This is a genomic window from Streptomyces sp. NPDC002490 (genome assembly GCF_040296045.1).
Taxonomy (GTDB): Bacteria; Actinomycetota; Actinomycetes; order Streptomycetales; family Streptomycetaceae; genus Streptomyces.
In genome coordinates, this window is the sequence record NZ_JBEOWM010000016.1 from 134,024 (window position 1) to 151,515 (window position 17,492).

Annotated in this window: 17 protein-coding genes and 1 CRISPR repeat array; of the genes, 12 read left to right on the forward strand and 5 right to left on the reverse strand. The window is 70.9% G+C overall.

Translation table 11 applies throughout. The annotated features are described in order from the left end of the window. Nucleotides 1-25 precede the first annotated feature (25 nt). The 6 genes from ABT092_RS13210 (at nt 26) to ABT092_RS13235 (ending at nt 8,699) form a co-directional block, all read left to right on the forward strand. Nucleotides 26-553 carry a GNAT family N-acetyltransferase gene (locus tag ABT092_RS13210; RefSeq protein WP_351243061.1) on the forward strand — a complete coding sequence of 176 codons (528 nt, stop codon included), beginning with the start codon at nt 26-28 and terminating at the stop codon, nt 551-553. Between the two features lie 54 nt (nt 554-607). Continuing rightward, entirely contained in the window at nt 608-1,987 is a 1,380-nt protein-coding gene (locus ABT092_RS13215; RefSeq protein ID WP_351243063.1) for an acyltransferase family protein, read from the forward strand. Nucleotides 1,988-2,123: 136 nt separating this feature from the next. After that, on the forward strand, nt 2,124-3,743 hold the full coding sequence (locus tag ABT092_RS13220) for a penicillin-binding transpeptidase domain-containing protein (RefSeq protein WP_351243065.1): 1,620 nt from the start codon (nt 2,124-2,126) through the stop codon (nt 3,741-3,743). Nucleotides 3,744-3,960: 217 nt separating this feature from the next. Further along, on the forward strand, nt 3,961-5,640 hold the full coding sequence (locus ABT092_RS13225) for a penicillin-binding transpeptidase domain-containing protein (RefSeq protein WP_351243067.1): 1,680 nt from the start codon (nt 3,961-3,963) through the stop codon (nt 5,638-5,640). A 97-nt stretch (nt 5,641-5,737) separates the two neighbouring features. After that, nucleotides 5,738-6,577 carry an EamA family transporter gene (locus tag ABT092_RS13230; protein ID WP_351243069.1) on the forward strand — a complete coding sequence of 280 codons (840 nt, stop codon included), beginning with the start codon at nt 5,738-5,740 and terminating at the stop codon, nt 6,575-6,577. A 103-nt stretch (nt 6,578-6,680) separates the two neighbouring features. Next, nucleotides 6,681-7,017: direct repeats of the CRISPR family, unit length 30 nt; unit sequence TGTGCTCCCCGCGCGTGCGGGGGTGGTCCC. A 329-nt stretch (nt 7,018-7,346) separates the two neighbouring features. Beyond that, nucleotides 7,347-8,699 carry a hypothetical protein gene (locus tag ABT092_RS13235; protein ID WP_351243071.1) on the forward strand — a complete coding sequence of 451 codons (1,353 nt, stop codon included), beginning with the start codon at nt 7,347-7,349 and terminating at the stop codon, nt 8,697-8,699. On the opposite strand, the gene ABT092_RS13240 is transcribed toward ABT092_RS13235, so the two are convergent. Further along, on the reverse strand, nt 8,666-9,187 hold the full coding sequence (locus ABT092_RS13240) for an NUDIX hydrolase (RefSeq protein WP_351243073.1): 522 nt from the start codon (nt 9,185-9,187) through the stop codon (nt 8,666-8,668). The two genes, ABT092_RS13235 and ABT092_RS13240, sit on opposite strands and share 34 nt — an antisense overlap. A 213-nt stretch (nt 9,188-9,400) precedes the next feature. Here ABT092_RS13240 and amcB point away from each other — a divergent pair, with 213 nt between their 5' ends. The 3 genes from amcB to ABT092_RS13255 all read left to right on the forward strand — a co-directional run bounded on the left by amcB (nt 9,401) and on the right by ABT092_RS13255 (nt 11,506). Next, nucleotides 9,401-10,561 carry a cyclophane-forming radical SAM peptide maturase AmcB gene (amcB, locus tag ABT092_RS13245; RefSeq protein WP_351243075.1) on the forward strand — a complete coding sequence of 387 codons (1,161 nt, stop codon included), beginning with the start codon at nt 9,401-9,403 and terminating at the stop codon, nt 10,559-10,561. Beyond that, nucleotides 10,558-10,746 (forward strand): multiple cyclophane-containing RiPP AmcA, encoded by a 189-nt coding sequence (gene amcA / locus ABT092_RS13250; RefSeq protein ID WP_351243077.1) that lies wholly within the window; start codon nt 10,558-10,560, stop codon nt 10,744-10,746. Before amcB ends, amcA begins: the two co-directional genes overlap by 4 nt. A gap of 73 nt (nt 10,747-10,819) precedes the next feature. Then, a complete protein-coding gene (locus tag ABT092_RS13255; RefSeq protein ID WP_351243080.1) occupies nt 10,820-11,506 on the forward strand; it encodes a pentapeptide repeat-containing protein in 687 nt (228 codons plus the stop codon). A gap of 146 nt (nt 11,507-11,652) precedes the next feature. Here the strand turns inward: ABT092_RS13255 and ABT092_RS13260 are convergent, their stop codons facing one another. Together ABT092_RS13260 and ABT092_RS13265 are read right to left on the reverse strand one after the other, a co-directional pair. Continuing rightward, nucleotides 11,653-11,871: a DUF397 domain-containing protein gene (locus ABT092_RS13260; RefSeq protein ID WP_351243082.1), complete on the reverse strand. Its 219-nt coding sequence runs from the start codon at nt 11,869-11,871 to the stop codon at nt 11,653-11,655. Continuing rightward, nucleotides 11,871-12,707, reverse strand: a complete 837-nt coding sequence (locus ABT092_RS13265; protein ID WP_351243084.1) for a helix-turn-helix domain-containing protein — start codon at nt 12,705-12,707, stop codon at nt 11,871-11,873. The genes ABT092_RS13260 and ABT092_RS13265 overlap by 1 nt, the downstream gene beginning before the upstream one ends. A gap of 655 nt (nt 12,708-13,362) precedes the next feature. Here ABT092_RS13265 and ABT092_RS13270 point away from each other — a divergent pair. Continuing rightward, nucleotides 13,363-13,887 carry a DUF6879 family protein gene (locus tag ABT092_RS13270; RefSeq protein WP_351243086.1) on the forward strand — a complete coding sequence of 175 codons (525 nt, stop codon included), beginning with the start codon at nt 13,363-13,365 and terminating at the stop codon, nt 13,885-13,887. Between the two features lie 10 nt (nt 13,888-13,897). Then, the gene (locus tag ABT092_RS13275; RefSeq protein WP_351243088.1) at nt 13,898-14,749 is read left to right on the forward strand and encodes a helix-turn-helix domain-containing protein; all 852 of its coding nucleotides are present in this window, start codon (nt 13,898-13,900) and stop codon (nt 14,747-14,749) included. Between the two features lie 25 nt (nt 14,750-14,774). Here the strand turns inward: ABT092_RS13275 and ABT092_RS13280 are convergent, their stop codons facing one another. Beyond that, nucleotides 14,775-15,314: an NUDIX domain-containing protein gene (locus ABT092_RS13280; RefSeq protein ID WP_351243106.1), complete on the reverse strand. Its 540-nt coding sequence runs from the start codon at nt 15,312-15,314 to the stop codon at nt 14,775-14,777. Between the two features lie 32 nt (nt 15,315-15,346). Then, the gene (locus ABT092_RS13285) at nt 15,347-16,834 is read right to left on the reverse strand and encodes a putative type IV secretion/conjugal transfer ATPase (RefSeq protein ID WP_351243090.1); all 1,488 of its coding nucleotides are present in this window, start codon (nt 16,832-16,834) and stop codon (nt 15,347-15,349) included. 239 nt (nt 16,835-17,073) lie between these two features. Between ABT092_RS13285 and ABT092_RS13290 the strand changes: the two genes are divergently transcribed. Continuing rightward, nucleotides 17,074-17,492 (forward strand): IS110 family transposase (locus ABT092_RS13290; RefSeq protein ID WP_351243092.1); only part of this gene is annotated, 419 nt, incomplete at its 3' end.

Genomic DNA, 17,492 nt, shown 5'->3' on the forward strand with positions numbered 1-17,492 from the left:
CGGTGGGCCGACGATCATGACCGGCATGCGGATACGAGCGGCACGGACCGCGGACGCGGCGGAGATCGCCCGGGTGCACGTGCGGGCGTGGCGGGCGGCGTACGTCGGGATCGTCCCCCAGCCCTACCTGGACGCCCTGGACCCGGTGGCGAAGACCCGCACCTGGCAGGAGATCCTCGGGCAGCCCGGGCACCGCAGGGGCGTCCTGGTCGCCCACCCGGCGGCGGACCCGCAGCGGATCGCCGCCTTCGCCACCTACGCACCGGCCGGGGAGGACCACCCGCACCGCGCCGAACTGGGCGCCCTGTACGCGGACCCCGACCACTGGGGCACCGGCACGGGCCGTGAGTTGACGGCCGCGACGGTGACCGCCATGCGGGAGGCCGGGTACCGGGAGGCGGTGCTCTGGGTCCTCGCGGAGAACGCCCGGGCCCGCCGGTTCTACGAGTCGGCCGGCTGGCGCCCCGACGGCACCGTCGTCCCGGACGACAACGGCGGCGTCCTGCTCGACCTGCTGCGCTACGCCCGCCCCCTCACCGGTACTCAGGACTGAGCTGAGTACCCGCGCCCTGTCCGTCCCCCGTACGGGTGGGCGAACGTACCGGGCATGGGAACACGTCTTCGGGAAGCGGAACGGCTGGCGGACGCGACCCCGGCCCACCGGGACCGGTACACGGACCTGCTGCGGGTGGCCTCGCTGGGCGTGGTGGTGCTCGGCCACTGGCTGATGGCCGCCGTCACCCTCGCCCCCGACGGCAGCGCCGAGGTCGGCAACCTGCTCGCCGAGGTCCCCCGCGCCCAACTGCTCACCTGGGTCTTCCAGGTGATGCCGGTGTTCTTCTTCGTGGGCGGCTTCGCCCACGCCCTGGCCTACCGTTCGCTGGCCGCCCGGCTCGCCGACCCGTCCGCGCCCGGCCCGGGGCGGCCGGTGTACGCCGTGTTCCTGCGGCTGCGGCTGCGCCGGCTGCTCCGGCCCACCATGGCCTTCGTCCTGGTGTGGGGCGCGGCGGCGCTCGCCCTGCAACTCGCCCGGGTGGACGGGGCGCTGCTGGACGCGGCACTGCGGCTGGTGACCCAGCCGCTCTGGTTCGTCGGCATCTACCTGGCGATGGCCGCCCTCACCCCGCCGCTGCTGCGGGCCCACGAACGCTGGGGCTGGGGCGCGTTCGCCGCGCTGGCCGGGGCCGCGGCGACGGTGGACGTGCTGCGGCTGGCGCTGGGCGTGCCGTACGTGGAGTTCCTGAACTTCGCGTTCGTGTGGCTGGCCGTCCACCAGCTGGGGTTCCTGCGGGCGGACGGACGGCTCGGGCTGCCGCCGGTGCTCGCCGGCGGCGGGCTGCTGGGGGCCGCCGCCCTGGTGGCGCTGGGCCCGTACCCCCTGTCGATGGTCGGCATGCCCGGGGAGCGGATCTCCAACATGGCCCCGCCGACACTGGCGTTGCTCTGCCACGGGCTGTGGCTGATCGGCGCGGTGGAAATGCTGCGGGCACCCGCCACCCGCTGGTTGGCCCGGCCCCGGGTGTGGCGGGGCGTGGTGGTGGCGGGCGCGTTCTCCATGACGGCCTTCCTGTGGCACCTCACGGCGATGCTCGGCGTGTACGGGGCGCTGCTCGCCCTGGACGTGCCGCTGCCCGCGCCGGCCTCCGGCGTGTGGTGGGCGCAGGTGCCGCTGCGGCTGGCCGCGGCGCTCGTCCTGACGGCCCTGCTGGTGGCGGTGTTCAGCCGCTTCGAACGACCCGGCGGCGGCGCGACGGTCGCGAGCGGTGGCCGGCGCGGCACCGGCGCGGTGGCGGCGGTGGGCGTCACCCTGGCGCTGCTGGGGGTGCTGGGCCTGTCGATGGTCGGCTACGCGGACCTCCTCGAAGGCCGCAGCGCCCTGTTGATCGCCTTTCGGGTGACGGCCCCGGTCGCCGTGGCCATGGCGGTGCTGGGATGGCTGCTGGTGGAACGCGCCGGCGCCCCCGCGCGGCGGGCCCCGGCGGGCTGAGTCCGCGCACGCCCCGCGCACCGCCGTCCCTCTCGGCGCACGGGCCGTCACACGGCGCACACTCCGGCCCCTTACGCTGGCCCCGACACGGTTCGCACCCGACCTCCGCGGCGGGCGGGCCCACGGAAAGGACGGCATGCGCAACGGAGCGAAGACCGCCATCGTCGGCGGCGTGTTCGCCGCCATGATCGGCGGCGCGGCCTTCGGCGGTTACACCCTCGTCGACGAACTCGGCTACGGCTTCGAGGACGAACCGAAGAAGTCCGGCCCGCCGTCCGCGGCGGAGGTCCGCGCGGTCACCGGGGAGTTCTTCGCCGCCTGGGAGAAGGGCGACACCGGCAGCGCGGCCCGGGCCACCAACAACGCGGGCGAGGCCCGCCCCGTGCTCATCGGCTTCAAGGACGCGGCCGGCCTGGTCGACGTCCGGATCACCCCCGGCACCCCGCGCGGCACCACCGTCCCCTACCGGGTGCGGGCCACCGTCACCCACCACGGGCTGCGCAAGCCCGTGGCGTACTCCACCCGGCTGACCGTGGTGCGCGGGGTGACCACCGGACGGGCCCTCGTCGACTGGAAGCCCACCGTGGTGCACCCGGAGTTGAAACGGAAGGATGACACCCTCGTCACCGGCACCGCGAGGACCCCCGAGGTGAAGGCCGTCGACCGCAACGGACGGGAACTCACCCGCGAGGACCACCCCTCCCTGACACCGGTCCTCGGCCAACTGCGGGCGGCGTACGGGGAACGGGTGGGGGGCACGCCCGGCGTGGAACTGGTGGTGCGACACGCGGGCGAGGTGCCCGACACCCCGCTGGTCACCCTCTCCGAGGGCCGCCCCGGCCTGCTCCGCACCACGCTCAGCGCCCGGGTGCAGCGCGCCGCCGAACGGGCCGTGCAGCGCTACCCCGAATCCTCGGTGGTCGCGGTGCGCCCCAGCACCGGCGAGGTGCTGGCCACCGCCAACCACCGCCGGGACGGATTCGACGCCGCGTTCCAGGGCCAGTTGGCGCCCGGCTCCACCATGAAGGTCGTCACCGCCGCGACCCTGATCGAGAACGGCGTGGTCACCGCGGACGGCCCCGCGCCCTGCCCGGCCACCACGGTCCGGCAGGGCCAGACCTTCGGCAACATCACCGGCATGACGCCCGATCCGACCGCCGACTTCCAGAACAGCTTCCAGCGGTCCTGCAACACCGCCTTCATCGACCTCGTCGACGAACAGCCGATCGACGACGCCTCACTGACCCGCACCGCCGAGGACAAGTTCGGACTCGGCCGCGACAACTGGCGCACCGGCATCGCCTCCTTCGACGGCAAGGTGCCGCCGTCCCCCGGACCCGACCGGGCGGCCAACGCCATCGGCCAGGGCCGGGTGCAGATGAGCCCGCTGGCCATGGCCTCGGTGACGGCGACCGCGATGACCGGCGAGTTCCGCCAGCCGCACCTGGTGCCGCAGTCCCTGGACGGGCGGGAATTCGCCACCGCCGAGGGACTCGCGCCCACCACGGTGGTCCAGTTGCGGCGGATGATGGCGGCCACCGCCACCGTCGGCACCGGCGCCAAGGCCATGGCCGGCCTCGACGGGGACATCGGCGCCAAGACCGGCTCCGCCGAGGTCGGCGGGCAGGAGAAGGCCAACAGTTGGTTCGTCGGCTACCGGGGGGACGTGGCGGTGGCGGCGGTGGCCGAACGGGGCGGTCGCGGCGGCGACTCGGCCGGCCCGATCGTGGCGGAGGTGCTGCGCAGCCGCGGCTGACGGCCCCCTGACACGCCGTCCACCCTCCCTTCCGGCCGCCCCGGCCGGATTTCATCCCGAAGGGAACCATACGGGCGGCTTGGGTGTTCTTCACCGGGGGGCGCGAAGTCGGCTCGCCGCGCGGGGCGTTCTAGGGTGAAGGACGTGCCGACCCCGCGGACGGCACGGCAGCGCCGGCACGCACCACGGACGGTGCGCGGAGGCAACGGAGGACCTGTTGGGGAAGAGAAGGCGCGCCGGGCGCCCGAAGACGCGACCCGCCCTGTGGGGCGCGGTCATCGCGGTCGCCGTCGGCGGGGCGGGCGTCACCGCCTGGACCCTGGGCGGCGACGACCCGGGGGACGGCAAGCCGCCGATACCCACCGGCCCGCCCACCGCCGCCGAGGTGACGAAGGTGGGCGGGGCGTTCCTCACCGCCTGGGCCAGGGGGAACACCGCCGCCGCGGCAGCGCTCACCGACGACGCGCCCGCCGCCCGGGCGGCCCTCACCGGCTTCACCCGGGACGCCAAGGTCAGCGCCGTGACCCTGACCCCCGGCGTCCGCAAGGGCGCCCGCCTCCCGTTCGCGGTGAAGGCGACCGTCACCCACGCGCGCAAGGGCAAGCCCCTCGACTACGGCTCCGCGCTGGACCTGGTGCGGCGCCCCGTCGACGGCAAGGTGCTGGTGGGCTGGCGCCCCTCGGTGGTCCACCCCGAACTCCGCACCGGCGACCGGCTGGTGACCGGCGAGTCCGGGACCCCGCCGATCAAGGCCGTCGACCGCTCCGGCGACGAACTGACCGCCGAGAAGTACCCCTCGCTGCGCGGCGTCCTGGACTCGCTGCGCGAGCGCTACGGCAAGAAGGCCGGCGGCACGGCCGGGATCGAACTCCGGATCGTCCGCGCCCGGCCCGCCGACGCCCCGGCCAGGACGGCGGACGGGAAGGCACAGGGGAAGGAGGAGGTGCCCGACAAGACGCTGTTGACCCTGGCCGAGGGCGTCCCGGGCACCCTGAGGACCACCATCAGCCCGCGGGCCCAGGCGGCGGCCGAGCGGGAGACCGCCAAACGCAAGGGCGCCTCCGTGGTGCTGCTCAAGCCCAGCACCGGTGAGGTCCTCGCGGTCGCCAACTCCCGCCCCGAGGGCTTCAACACCGCCTTCCAGGGCTCGCTGGCACCCGGCTCCACCATGAAGATCGTCTCCGCGGCGCTGCTGTTGGAGAAGGACCTGGCGAGCACCGACAAGAAGCACCCCTGCCCCAAGTACTCCTCCTACGGCGGCTGGAAGTTCCAGAACCTGGAGAAGTTCCAGATCAAGAACGGAACCTTCCGGGCGAGCTTCGCCTCCTCCTGCAACACCGCGTTCATATCCCAGTCCAAGAAGCTCAAGGACGACGACCTCACCCAGGTGTCCAGCGAGGTCTTCGGACTCGGCCGCAACGACTGGGCCGTCGGCGTCCCCACCTTCGACGGGGCGGTCCCCGTCCAGCGCGACGCCCCCAAAGCCGCCTCCCTCATCGGTCAGGGCGGGGTCCGGGCCAACCCGCTGAACATGGCCAGCGTCATCGCCACCGCCAAGACCGGCAGGTTCACCCAGCCCTACCTGGTCTCCCCCGAGGCCGACGGCCGCAAGCTCGCCACCGCCCCCCGCACCATGGAGCAGGACGCCCAGAGCCAACTGCGCGAACTCCTCCGCTACACCGCCACCTCCGGCTCCGCCGCCGACGCCATGTCCGGACTCGGCGCGGACGTCGGCGCCAAGACCGGCTCCGCCGAGGTCGACGGCCAGAAGAAGCCCAACGGCTGGTTCACCGCCTGGCGCGGCGACGTCGCCGGGGCCGCCGTCGTCCAGGAAGGCGGACGGGGCGGCAAGTCCGCCGGCCCCCTGGTGGCCAAGCTGCTGAAGTCCGCGGGCTGACCGCCGTGCGCCGATACGGCCACGACGAACGGGGGGCACCGACCCGGCGCGCCGGTGCCCCCCGGCACCCGACCGCTCCGATCCGGGCGGTGCGGAGGTGACCCCGCTGGTCGCGGCGGCCGTCCTGCTCGCCGCCGTCACCCACGCCTCATGGAACGCCATCGCCCACCGGATCACGGACAAGCTCGTCGGCTTCACCCTGATCTCCGGCGGCGGCGCCCTGATCGGCCTCGCCTTCACCCCCTTCACCCCACTGCCCGCCGCCGGCGCCTGGCCCTACCTGGCCCTCTCCGCCGCCCTGCACATCGCCTACTACGCCCTGCTGATGCGGTCGTTCCGCCTCGGCGACTTCGGCCAGGCGTACCCCATCGCCCGGGGCAGCGCCCCCCTGCTGGTGACCGCCCTCGCCGCCGTGTTCGCCGACGAGTACCCCGACGCCTGGCAGGGCGCCGGCATCGCCGTCGCCTGCGCGGGCCTCACCGGCGTCGCCCTGTGGGGCCTGCGCGGCCACCGCCCCGACTGGCCCGCCATCGTCGCCGCCCTCGCCACCGGCGCCGCCATCGCCGCGTACACCCTGGTCGACGGCCTCGGCGTCCGCGCCGCCGGCACCACCCTCGGCTACATGGCCTGGCTGATGGTCCTGGAGGGCTTCGCCGTCCCGCTCTACGCCCTGTGGCGCTGGCGCGGCGAGACCGCCGACCGGCTCCGCCCGCACCTGCGGCTCGGGCTCCTGGGCGCCGCCCTCTCCGTCTTCGCCTACACCCTGGTCCTGTGGGCCCAGACCCGCGCCGCCCTCGCCCCCGTCGCCGCCCTGCGCGAGTCCAGCATCATCGTCGGCGCCGCCATCGGCGCCCTCCTCTTCCGCGAACGCTTCGGCACGCCCCGCCTGGTCGCGGCGGGGGTGCTGGTGGTGGGGATAGGGCTGATGCTGACGTGAGGGGAGCGGGGGTGGGTGGTTTGGGTCGTGTGGGGCACATGTCGGAGTTTCGAGTTCTTACTCAAAACGGCCCGCCCGCGGGGTAACGTCCCAGGTCGGGAAGGGTGCTCCCCGCGCGTGCGGGGGTGGTCCCGGCATCCCCGCCGCCCACGTCCGCACCATCGTGTGCTCCCCGCGCGTGCGGGGGTGGTCCCCGGGCTCGGCACAGCGGCAGCACCTCGTGGGTGTGCTCCCCGCGCGTGCGGGGGTGGTCCCGACAGATCGTGATACCCGAGCTTGTGGGCCATTGTGCTCCCCGCGCGTGCGGGGGTGGTCCCAACCGCATCACTCGGAATGCGGTTCCTTGAGTGTGCTCCCCGCGCGTGCGGGGGTGGTCCCTGAGCGAAAGTACGGCGGCCTTTACGACCAAGCGTGCTCCCCGCGCGTGCGGGGGCGGTCCGAAGGGGGTAGGGGACATGCGTCCCGACGAGACGTGTTCCCCGCGACCTCCAGCGGTGTTCCCAGCGTGTCTCGGCCAACACATCGTGCCCACGCCGAAGGGTGAACCGCCTCAGCGCCGACACCTACATCCCCCGAGGCGGGAACATGCTTGTCAGGCAGTGGAGTTGGGTACGGTTCGGCCGGGGCCATCCAGAATGAGCATGGAAGGCGAGCTATGAGAAGGGCGCGTGCGGGACTCACGGCGTTCGACACGAGAGCGCGGGAGGCCGCGCGGACTCTACTGCGCAACCAGGGCCACGACGGCGGGTGGGGCCTCACGCTCACCTCTGTGTCGTCGATCGTCAACACCAGCGAGGTCCTCCCGATCCTGCGGGCCGCGTGCATGGCCGGACAGCCGGTGCGTCGAGCACTCGACTTCCTGACCGGCGCCATTCCGGATCACTGCCGGCCACGCCACAAGGGCGGTCGTGGTGAGCACACGCGGTTCGTCGCCTTCGGTCTGACCGGAATGCTGTCCCACCCGCGGTTCTTCCACCACGAGGGTGTCGCCGAGGCGACATCCTGGTGCGTCGGCTGGCTCGACGACCACCGCGTCGACCACGGCTGGCCCGAGGTGCTTGGGCTCGACGACACGTCGCTGCACCAGACGGCCCTCGCCGTGCACGGGCTGGCCCAGCTCAGGGACACCCTCCACGAACTCGGCCCGGGCCTTGTCCTTCCCGGCGGAGTGGAAACCACGAGCATGCTGGAGCGGGTCGAGCCGCTGATCGACCACGGTGTCCACGGCCTGCTTTACCATCGCCGACCCAGCGGGGCTTGGGGGTGGCGTACCTACGTAGACACCGACCCGAGCCCGAGCAAGACCGCACTGTGCCTACTGGCTCTTTCAGCCGTCGCCTCCGGGACGGGACCCGATGGCGAACCTGCCTACTTGGACGTGCCACGGAACACCGGTGGCGTCCACGGCTCGACGCAAAGAAGACGGCTGTCCGAAGCAGCCGTGGAGGCCGGTCAGTGGCTGCTGCGCAACCACCACCGCTGGGAGGCGTTCGTCGAGGACGACAAGGACGTTCAGGGCACCGCCTGGGAACACATGGCGTACGCGCTGTGCACCCAGGCCGCCCTTCGCACAGGCGTCAATCCGCGCGATCCACGGCTGGCAAAGGCGTGGCGACTGATGAACGACCTGTGGGATCCCGAGGTCGGGATGTGGAACGAGCCCGGAGCCTCTGGCAACCACGCCACCATTCGCGCGGCCTACTACACGGTCGCGGCCTACCAGGAGGGACTCGACCGGCTCACTCGGCTCGGCCTCGACGAGGATGCCGTAGCCCCGGAAGGCGACATCACAACCGAGGCCCCTCTCACCAGCGTCGAACTCATCGACGGGGGGACGCTCTTGATCACCACACCGGACAGCGACTGCCCAGTGGCCTGCAAGCTGTCCGACCGGCTGTTCGACCTCGCGAAGGTCGTGCATGACGGCCCTGGCGAAGGCATGCCAACCGAGCAGATCGCCCACATCCTGTACGTCGCGCCCTCTTCGGTGCCCAAGTACGTCCAGCGCCTGAACCAGGCGGTGTCCGCTGCCCTCGGCGGCGCCCCGGCCCGACTGCTGCTGGCCAGAACCGTGAACGGAACCGGCGGCTACACCTGGGCCCGTGCTGAGGCGACCGGATAGTTCAACAGGGCAAAACGTGCCAGGGAACGGACCTGCTCGAACGTCCGCAGCTGTTCCAGGTCCTCCAGATCGAACCAGCCGACCTCGTGCACCTCCTCCAGCTGCGCCTCCACCGCAAGGTCGCCGGTGCCCGCCTGACGGCGCACGTAGAAGAACTGGACCAAGGCCGGGATGGCGAACCCTTCTCGCTCGATGTCCACATAGAACGGCACCGGTTCGGGGGTGGCGTTGTCGTCAGCCGGGTGGATGGGTGGCTGGCTGGAGATCGCCTCGACCAACAGGCCGGTCTCCTCTTTGAACTCCCGCACCGCCGTGCCGGAGAAGGACTCGCCGGGCTCGATGTGGCCGCCGGGCGGGACCCATTTGTCAAAGCGGTTGTGGTGGACGAGCAGTACCTTGCCCCGCTCGACGAGGTAGCCCGAGCAGATGTACACCAGGCCGATGTCGTGTGCGGTCTGGCCGTCGTGAATCAGAATCGAGCGAGGCACGCTCGCCACCATAGTCCACTGAACCGATCGAACTACTGTGCCACCGATCGGACTTGGCATGGATGTCATCGGGCATCGGCTGACACGTCATCGACGATGACATCGCAGTGTCATCGTGCACACATCATTGCAGGCCGGAAGGTGGACACGCACCCGTTGCGCCGGATCGGCCGCCACGGGCGAACCCCTGCTCAATGGCCGAAAGGACCGCGCATGCGCACTCACGCCCCCGGCTGGCGTGCCCGCTACGACCAGTGGTTCACCGCACCACAGACCGTGGTCGTCCAGCCCACGACCTGGTGCAATCTCGATTGCCGCTACTGCTACCTGCCCTTTCGGAAGCTCAAGCGCCAAATGCCCGCTGCGGTCGCCGCGGCCCTTGCAGCGTCGGTCGCCCAGCTCACCGCGAGCGGCAGCCCGACCATCGGCCTCGTCTGGCACGGCGGGGAACCCCTCGCCGTCGGCCCGCAGAAGTTCACCAGGCTGCTCGCCCCCTTTGAAGACCTGCGCCGAGCAGGCTGCATCCGGCACTACGTCCAGACCAACGCCACACTGATCACCGACACCTGGTGCGAGTTGCTGGCCGCACACGACATCAGCGTGGGCGTGAGCATCGACGGCCCGGCCACCATGAACGCACTCCGTGTCGACCTACGAAGCAAGCCCGCCTTCGACCGCGTCCTGCGCGGCACCCAGCGCCTGCGCGCACACGGCGTCCCGTTCTCCGTGATCTCCGTCGTCACCACGGCGTCCATCACCAGGCCCGAGGAACTGCTGGAATTCCTGGCGGAGCTGGGATGTCACTCAGCGGGCTTCAACATCGAAGAAATCGAAGGAGTCAACGCCGGACGGCAGGTGCCCACGTCAGAACAGGCCGAGGAGTTCTGGCGCCGCACGCTCACCTGGTCCCGATCCCACCACGACCGCCTGGAGGTCCGAGAACTGGACCGTCTCGGCGAGTACCTGCATCTGATCCGCACCGGTCAGCGCGCCGAGTGGGACGAGCGGCGCCACGACCCGATCCCCACCGTCTCCGTCACGGGCGACGTAGTGCTGCTCTCCCCGGAACTCGCGGACACGGCCGAAGCGGCGTACGACGATTTCCGCGCAGGCAACATCCTCCACCATCCTCTCGACGAAATCCTGGGCCATGCGCACCGGCTCCGCTACGTGCGTGACTTCCTCACCGGTCTGGACCGCTGCCAAGCCGAGTGCCCGTTCTTCGACTTCTGCCGAGGTGCGCAGGCGGCCAACCGCTACTTCGAGAACGGCAGCCTGCAATCCACCGAGACCAACCACTGCCGGGTCTCTCGGCAGGCCCTGATCACAGCACTGTCCAACCTCGCGACCAAGGAGAAGGAACGAACCTCGTGACGCTTCTGGAGCAATTGACCACATCCCACGCACCCGTCGTGGTGGACTTGATCTCCGCCCACTGCGAACTGGCCCCCAAGGTCACCGAGGCATCGTGGGACAACCGGCCCACGTGGGACAACTGGAAGAAGAGCCCCGCGCCCTTCGACAACCGCCCCACGTGGGACAACTGGCAGAAGAAGTGACCACTGCCGCCGGCGCACCCTGCTGCGAGCGAGCCGGCGACGCACAAAGCACACCTCGTTGGAAGGCACCTTGTTGGGAACCCGCACGATCCGCCGCACCAGGGTCACCCTGCCCTCACTGAACGAGCGCGGCCTGCACCTGTCCAAGGTGACGTCACTGGAAGGTGCTCGTGGCCGAGTCTCGGAGTTCCACTACGGCGATGCCGACCTGCGCGCCCTGGACCTGTCCGACACACACCTGATGGACGGACGCATCTCCGGGGTCAGGGTCGAGCGTGCCCGGCTGGAAGGAGTCCGCGTCGACTCGGTCGAGGTCGCCGGCTGCGACCTGTCCTCCCTGTACTGGTCGGACAGCAAGATCACCCGCGCCGTCTTCCGTGACTGCAAACTGATGGGCTCCGTGCTGGAGAACGTCACCCTCGCCGACGTCCTGTTCGAGAACTGCAAGCTCGACTACAGCACCCTCACCCGCATTCGGGCCGCCGGACCCGTGATCTTCTCTCAGTGCTCCCTGCGTGAGACCACGTTCACGGCAGCAGAACTGAGCGCGGTGGCGTTCGAGGAGTGCGACCTACGTCTGACCGAGTTCGACGGCGGCACGTACCGCGCAATGGACCTGCGCGGCAACGACCTCTCCCGGATCCGTGGACTCGGCTCGCTCAAGCAGGTGATCATCGACCGGGCACAGACACTGCAACTGGCCGAGGCTCTCGCCGTGGAGCTCGGCATCACCTACGGGGAAGACCTCGACGCCGCATAACCGCTCGCCGACGGGCAGCGTCGCAGTTCAGAGAGGGTGTCCCTGCACGTGCAGGGCACCCACGACAGGAGAAAGGCCCCCGCCGCTCCACTCGGAGGCGGCGGGGGCCTCACGCAGCTGGCCCGCGGCAGGTCGCACCGACGCGCTCAGACCGCGCCGAACTCGCCGACCTTCACACCCGCCACGAAGGACGAGAATGCGTCCACCGGCAGGCGCAACACAGGACCGGCCAGATCCTTCGAATCGCGCACAGGAACCACACCCACCACAGCCACATCAGGAGCCCACTCCACGCAGGAGCCACCGTTGTGAGTGCTGTAAGAGGACTTGACCCACCGCAGCGGAAGGGAGTTGATCTCAGCCATCACACGATGCCCTTTCGTAGCTTTTCGATCATGGAGACAGATTCCGCCTGGGATGCGGCCTCTAGCTGCAACTGATGGTACTTCCTCAGTAGCGGCAGCACGGAGGTGAGTTCACGGTCCAGATGACCGTGCATCTCTGACTCGATGTAGGACATCACGGATCGATCAGCCATCGTCAGAAGGTTGACCAAGCGACTGAACGGCCTCCGCTCGGCCAGGGAGTACGGGGCGATCTGGAATCCCGAGTTGGGCTGTCCGGCGAAGTCCAGCAACCGCTCGAATTGCGCCTTCATCACCTGCGGCCCACCGATGGGTCGACGGATGCAGCTCTCGTCCAGGACGGCGAAGACCAACGGTGACGGGGTCCGCGCCAGGGCGGACTGTCGCTCTATCAGGAAGTCCACGCGCTCAGCGGCCTGTTCGGGCGTGATGTCCCCCTGCTCCACGGCGAAGCCCGCGATGGCCTGGGCGTACTCACGGGTCTGGAGCGGCCCGGGAACCGCCCCCACCTCGAACAACCGCACCTCGGCGGCCCGCCCCTCACACCCCAGGTACTCCGGAAATCCCTCCAACAGGCTCCCGTACTGCATCTCACGCCACTGGCGCTCGAACGTGGCCTCCTTCCCCAAGAGGCCGAATGCCTTGTCGGCAGCCTTCGCGAAGCGCAAGGAAGGCGTTTTGCGGGTGGTTTCCACACCCGAGATGTGCCCGCCGGAGACGCCCATGCGGGTGGAGAGATCCGCTTGCGTCCAGCCGCGCGCCTCACGTGAGCTGCGTAGACGTGCTCCGAATGCCGCCTGCGGCGATTCCTCCGGGTTCAAGTCCTTACGGTTCACCCTCTGTCCCCCAATTAACCTTTCTCGCCAGCCATGTTGTTCGGCTTCCCACTCCAAGACACCTGAACTACCCCGGTAGCGAAAGAACTACGGAGCGGAGCGGTCATGTGAGGAAAGAACGTAGCGGAACAACACCGGTCTCACGTCGGGGATCTCGCACACTTCACCCGACACGGGGAGAGAAGGGCACGGCCTGGGCCACGGGAATCGGGCGAGGTACGTCTCCGTCAGCAGGGCGGCGGGATCGAAGGTGATCTCCGGTCGGAGTGACCACCGGTCCGCCGCCGTGGTGCTGCGGCCACGTTCGAGGCGACGTGGACGGTGGAGCCTCGGTGGCGTGCTCCCGCACGATCCGGGAGAAGTACGCGTCCAGCCGTGCACGGTCCCTCGTCTCCATGGGGCGCCTCCCTGTGTTTACTCAACCGACCGGACCCACGTGCGCGGGCAGGCTGAGGGAACTGCCTGACCTCACCGGCCCACCGGGCGAACCCAGGGATGCGAAGGTGGTCCGTCCACGTGGTTGCACGCGGTTGCGCACACTCCTGACCGACCTTGACCCCCCGATCGCAACCCAGTGATGCTGTTCCTGACCAACGGCAACCCGGTGTGGTGCGGTTGCCGGCACGCATGATTCCGCTGCTGAGGGAGGCACTCGATGGCGCAGAGCCTGAGTAGCTTCACCGACCTGATCCGATCGGCCGAGCATTCCGCAGTCCACCTGGAGATGCGCGACGCGTACGCCGTCCCGGACGAGGACGCGGGCTTCGCGGCGTGGCGGCGGGGGCGGTTGCTCGACCCGGACGACCGGGAGTCGTGGTGGGGCCCCTGGCACGACGTGGTGCGGGAGTCCGTGACAAGGGGCGTGCGGATGCGCCGCGCCCGCATCGTGAGCGAGCCCCACAGCGAGTACATCCGCTATGAGCACTCGTTCACCTTCACCAACGTCGCGGCGGGCGAAGAGGTCCGTTGGTTGCCGCGCCGGTCCGCCTCCGGGCTCGCGCTACCCGGCAACGACTTCTGGATGTTCGACGGGAAGCTCGTGCAGTTCAACGTGTTCGACGGCGAGGGGCGTTGGGTGCACACCGACCACACCGAGGATCGTGACACGCTCGCCCTCTGCGCCCGTGCCTTCCGGGCCGTCTGGGAACGCGCCACCCCGCACGACGCGTACCTGCTCTGAAACCCCTTCCATGCCCACATCACCCTATTCCCCTGCGCAGGCCGCCCGAGAGGCCATCGCCTCCCGGCTGGACGAGATGCGGCGGGATGCCGGGATCAGCGGCCTCGAACTGGCCGTGCGGTGCGGCTGGCACAAGTCCAAGACCTCCCGAATCGCCCGCGCCAGGACGGCCCCCTCGGATGCCGACATCCATGCCTGGTGCGCGGCGTGCGGAGTCGAGGACCGGGCGGCCGACCTGATCGCGGCATCCCGAACGGCCGAGTCGATGTACGTCCATTGGCAGCGGATCCACCGGGACGGGATGCGACGGGTCCACGAGGGAACCGTCCCGTTGTACGAGCGGACGACGCACTTCCGTGTGTACGCCTCCAATCTCGTGCCCGGGATGCTCCAGACCGCCGGATACGCCACGGGGCTGCTGAAGGCGATCACCACGTTCCAGGGCACCCCCGACGACGTGGCCGATGCCGTGCGCGCCCGGCTGGAACGGTCCCGGGTCGTCCACGAGGGACACCACCGCTTCGCCGTGCTCGTCGAGGAGGCCGTCCTCCACTACCGGGTGTGCGGTGAGCCCGCCCTGGCCGAACAACTCCGTCACCTGCGACGCATCATGACTCGCCCCAACGTTTCCTTCGGGGTCATCCCGTTCGGAGCCCGACGTACCGTGTGGCCGTTGGAGGCGTTCTACGCGTTCGATGAGGAACGGGTGGCCGTGGAGACGCTGACGGCGGAGGTCAACATCACGGAGCCCGGGGAGATCCGCACCTATCTGCGGGCGTTCGCGGAACTGTCCCGGAGCGCGGTCTACGGGGCGGCGGCACGCGAACGCCTCGCCGGCGCGCTCGGAACCCTCCGCTCCTGAAACGGCCGGCAACCCCCGCCCGCCGTCACCCCGCCCCCGCCCCCAGGTCCAGCAGCAGGGCCATGATCCCGACCAGGGTGGCGCTGCTGACGATCTCCCGGCGGGAGATCAGGGCGGGGAGGTCGGTGAGCGGGAGCCACTCCAGGCGGTCGGACTCGTTGCGTTCGGTCGGGGCGGCGACGTGGTGGGCGTCGTCGGTGCGGAACACGAAGTGGCGGGCGTCGGTGATGCCGGCGGCGGGTTCCGCGTAGACGAGTTCCCGCAGGGTGCCGGGGCGCCAGCCGGTCTCCTCCAGCAGTTCGCGGGCGGCCGCGGCGGCCGGTTCCTCCTCGTCCTCGACGAGTCCCATGGGCAGTTCCCAGGCCCAGGTGTCGGTGACGAAGCGGTGGCGCCACATCATCAGGACCCGGCGGCGGTCGTCGACGGCGGCGGTGACGGCGACGTCCCGCAGCCGGACCACGTCGTAGTCGGTGCGGGTGCCGTCCGGCTGTTCGACGTCCAGGGTGCGCAGCCGCACCCAGGGGGTGTCGTGGACGGGGCGTTCCCCGTGGACCGTCCAGCGCATCGCGCTCCCCTCCCCTTCCCCGGCGTTCCCGGTCATCCGTCGCGCTCCCCGGTGGGCGGACCGGTGGCGGTCCAGCGGGTGTTGGTGTCGTGCAGGGCGCGTTCGGTGTCGGTGATGGAGACCTTGATGGGGATGCCGGGCCGACCACCGACCTTGATCAGGAACCGGCCGCGGCCGGGGGGTTCGTCGTGGTTGCCGGTACTGGCCCAGCCGGGCGGCGAGGACCAGGAGGAGACCAGGTCGATCTCCCGTTCCGACATGCCGACGATCTCGCCGAGCTCCCGCATCTCGGTGCGGGGCAGGCCGGCGCACACCACCATGCCGGCGCGTTCCACGAAGCCGCGGGCCTTGGCCCGGTCGGCTTCGTTGCCGAGGGCCTCGGCGTCCTTCAGGGTGTGGGTGATCTTGGCGTCGCCGAGGCCGAGGGAGCGGTTGAGGCGGGTGAGGGCGTCGATCCGTTCGACGATGCCGGAGGCGGCGCGCAGGGGGCGCCAGAGTTCGTCGAGGACGGTGAAGAACCAGCGTTGCGGGGCGAGTCCGGCGTCCGCGAGGGCGTGGGCGGCGGCGACCGTGCCCAGCCCGTCGGACCAGGCGGCCAGCATCGCCGCCGCGGTGAGTTGGGTGTCGGCCTCGCCGATGCGGGAGATGTCCACGCAGACGGCGGGCGAGGCGGGGTCGATGCGGGTGGAGGTCCCGGCGGCGAAGGTGCTGCCGAGGGGGCCGTCGAGGACGCCGAGCAGGGAGCGGTGCAGCGGGTCGACGGCCTCCTGGTAGCGGGTGACGTCGCCGCGGTCCAGGGTGACGGCGCGCACCCGGTCGGGGCCCTCGTCGAGGACCCGCAGCAGGTCGGGCAGGAGCGGGGCGCGGCCCGGCTCCGTCCGTTCGGTGAGGTGGTGCAGGCAGGCGGAGAGCACGGACTGTTCGTGGTCGTCCATGGGCCGGCCGCGGACGATGGTGATCAGCGCGGCGACCATGTTGAGGACCCGGCCGTGGGCTTCGGCGGCGAGCACCCGACCGGGCTCGCCGCCGATGCGGGCCGCGGCCTCGCCCATGGCGCCGGGGTCGAGCACGTTGATGCCGCCGACGCCGCGGCCGATGGAGATGACCTGACCGCCCAGGGCCCGCACGGTGTCGGCGTAGTCGGGTTTGAGGTCGCCGAGCACCAACGGGGTGACGCCGGTCGCGGCGAGGCCGATGAGCATCCGGTTGACCAGCGTCGACTTGCCGAGGCCGGGCATGCCGAGCATGAACAGGGAGGGGTTGGAGATGTAGCGGGCGCGGGTGAACCAGGAGATGGGGTCGCCGCAGACGGTGGCCCCGGTGTGCAGGTGCTGGCCGAGCGGCACCCCGGTCATGGGGGCGCCGGAGCCGGCCGCGAACGGCCAGAGGCCGCACGCCTGCACCGTGGTGGCCCGCCACATGGCGGGCGGGTCGAGGTGGCCGACCTGGCCGCCGCCGGGGCCGTACCAGCCGCGGGGCGGGGCGGTGGCCGGGCGGCGGGGGCGCCGGGTGCCGCTCATTAGAGGACCATCCCTTCTGCAGCCCTCACGAGTAGGGTTGTGACCTCTCGGTCCCGGCGGGTGCATGGCTTGTGGCGCGAGCCATTCGATGGCCACTGTGAGTTGTGCCAGCCCCGCTGGGCCGAGGCCGTCTGATCGGCATCAGGGACACGCCCCGCAGAGGGCCGATTAATGAGCTCCCGGCAGACGTCCTCACCACCGGGCAGGTGCTCCGCGCACGACACAGGGGTACTTCTTTCGTGTACATCGGCTGGGACTGGGCGACCGAGACCCACGACGTGACGGTCATGGACAACACCGGTGCCCGGGTGGCCCGTTGGGAGTTCACACACACCGAGGAGGGCATCGCCAGGACGCTGGCCAAGCTCGCCAGGCACGGCAGCCCGGCGGATCTGCCGGTGGCCATCGAGACGACCCGTGGCCTGGTCGTGGACCGGCTGCTCCAGGCCGGCCACCCGGTCGTGCCGGTGCACCCGAACGCCTTCCACGCGATGCGCCCGCGCTGGGGCGCGTCCAAGGCCAAGACCGACGCGGGCGACAGCCTCAAGCTCGCCGACTACCTGCGCACGGACGGGCACTTCCTGCCCCGTCTGGAGCCGACCGAGCAGGCCACGATGGAGCTGCAGGCCCTGACCCGGCAGCGGGCCGACCACGTCGC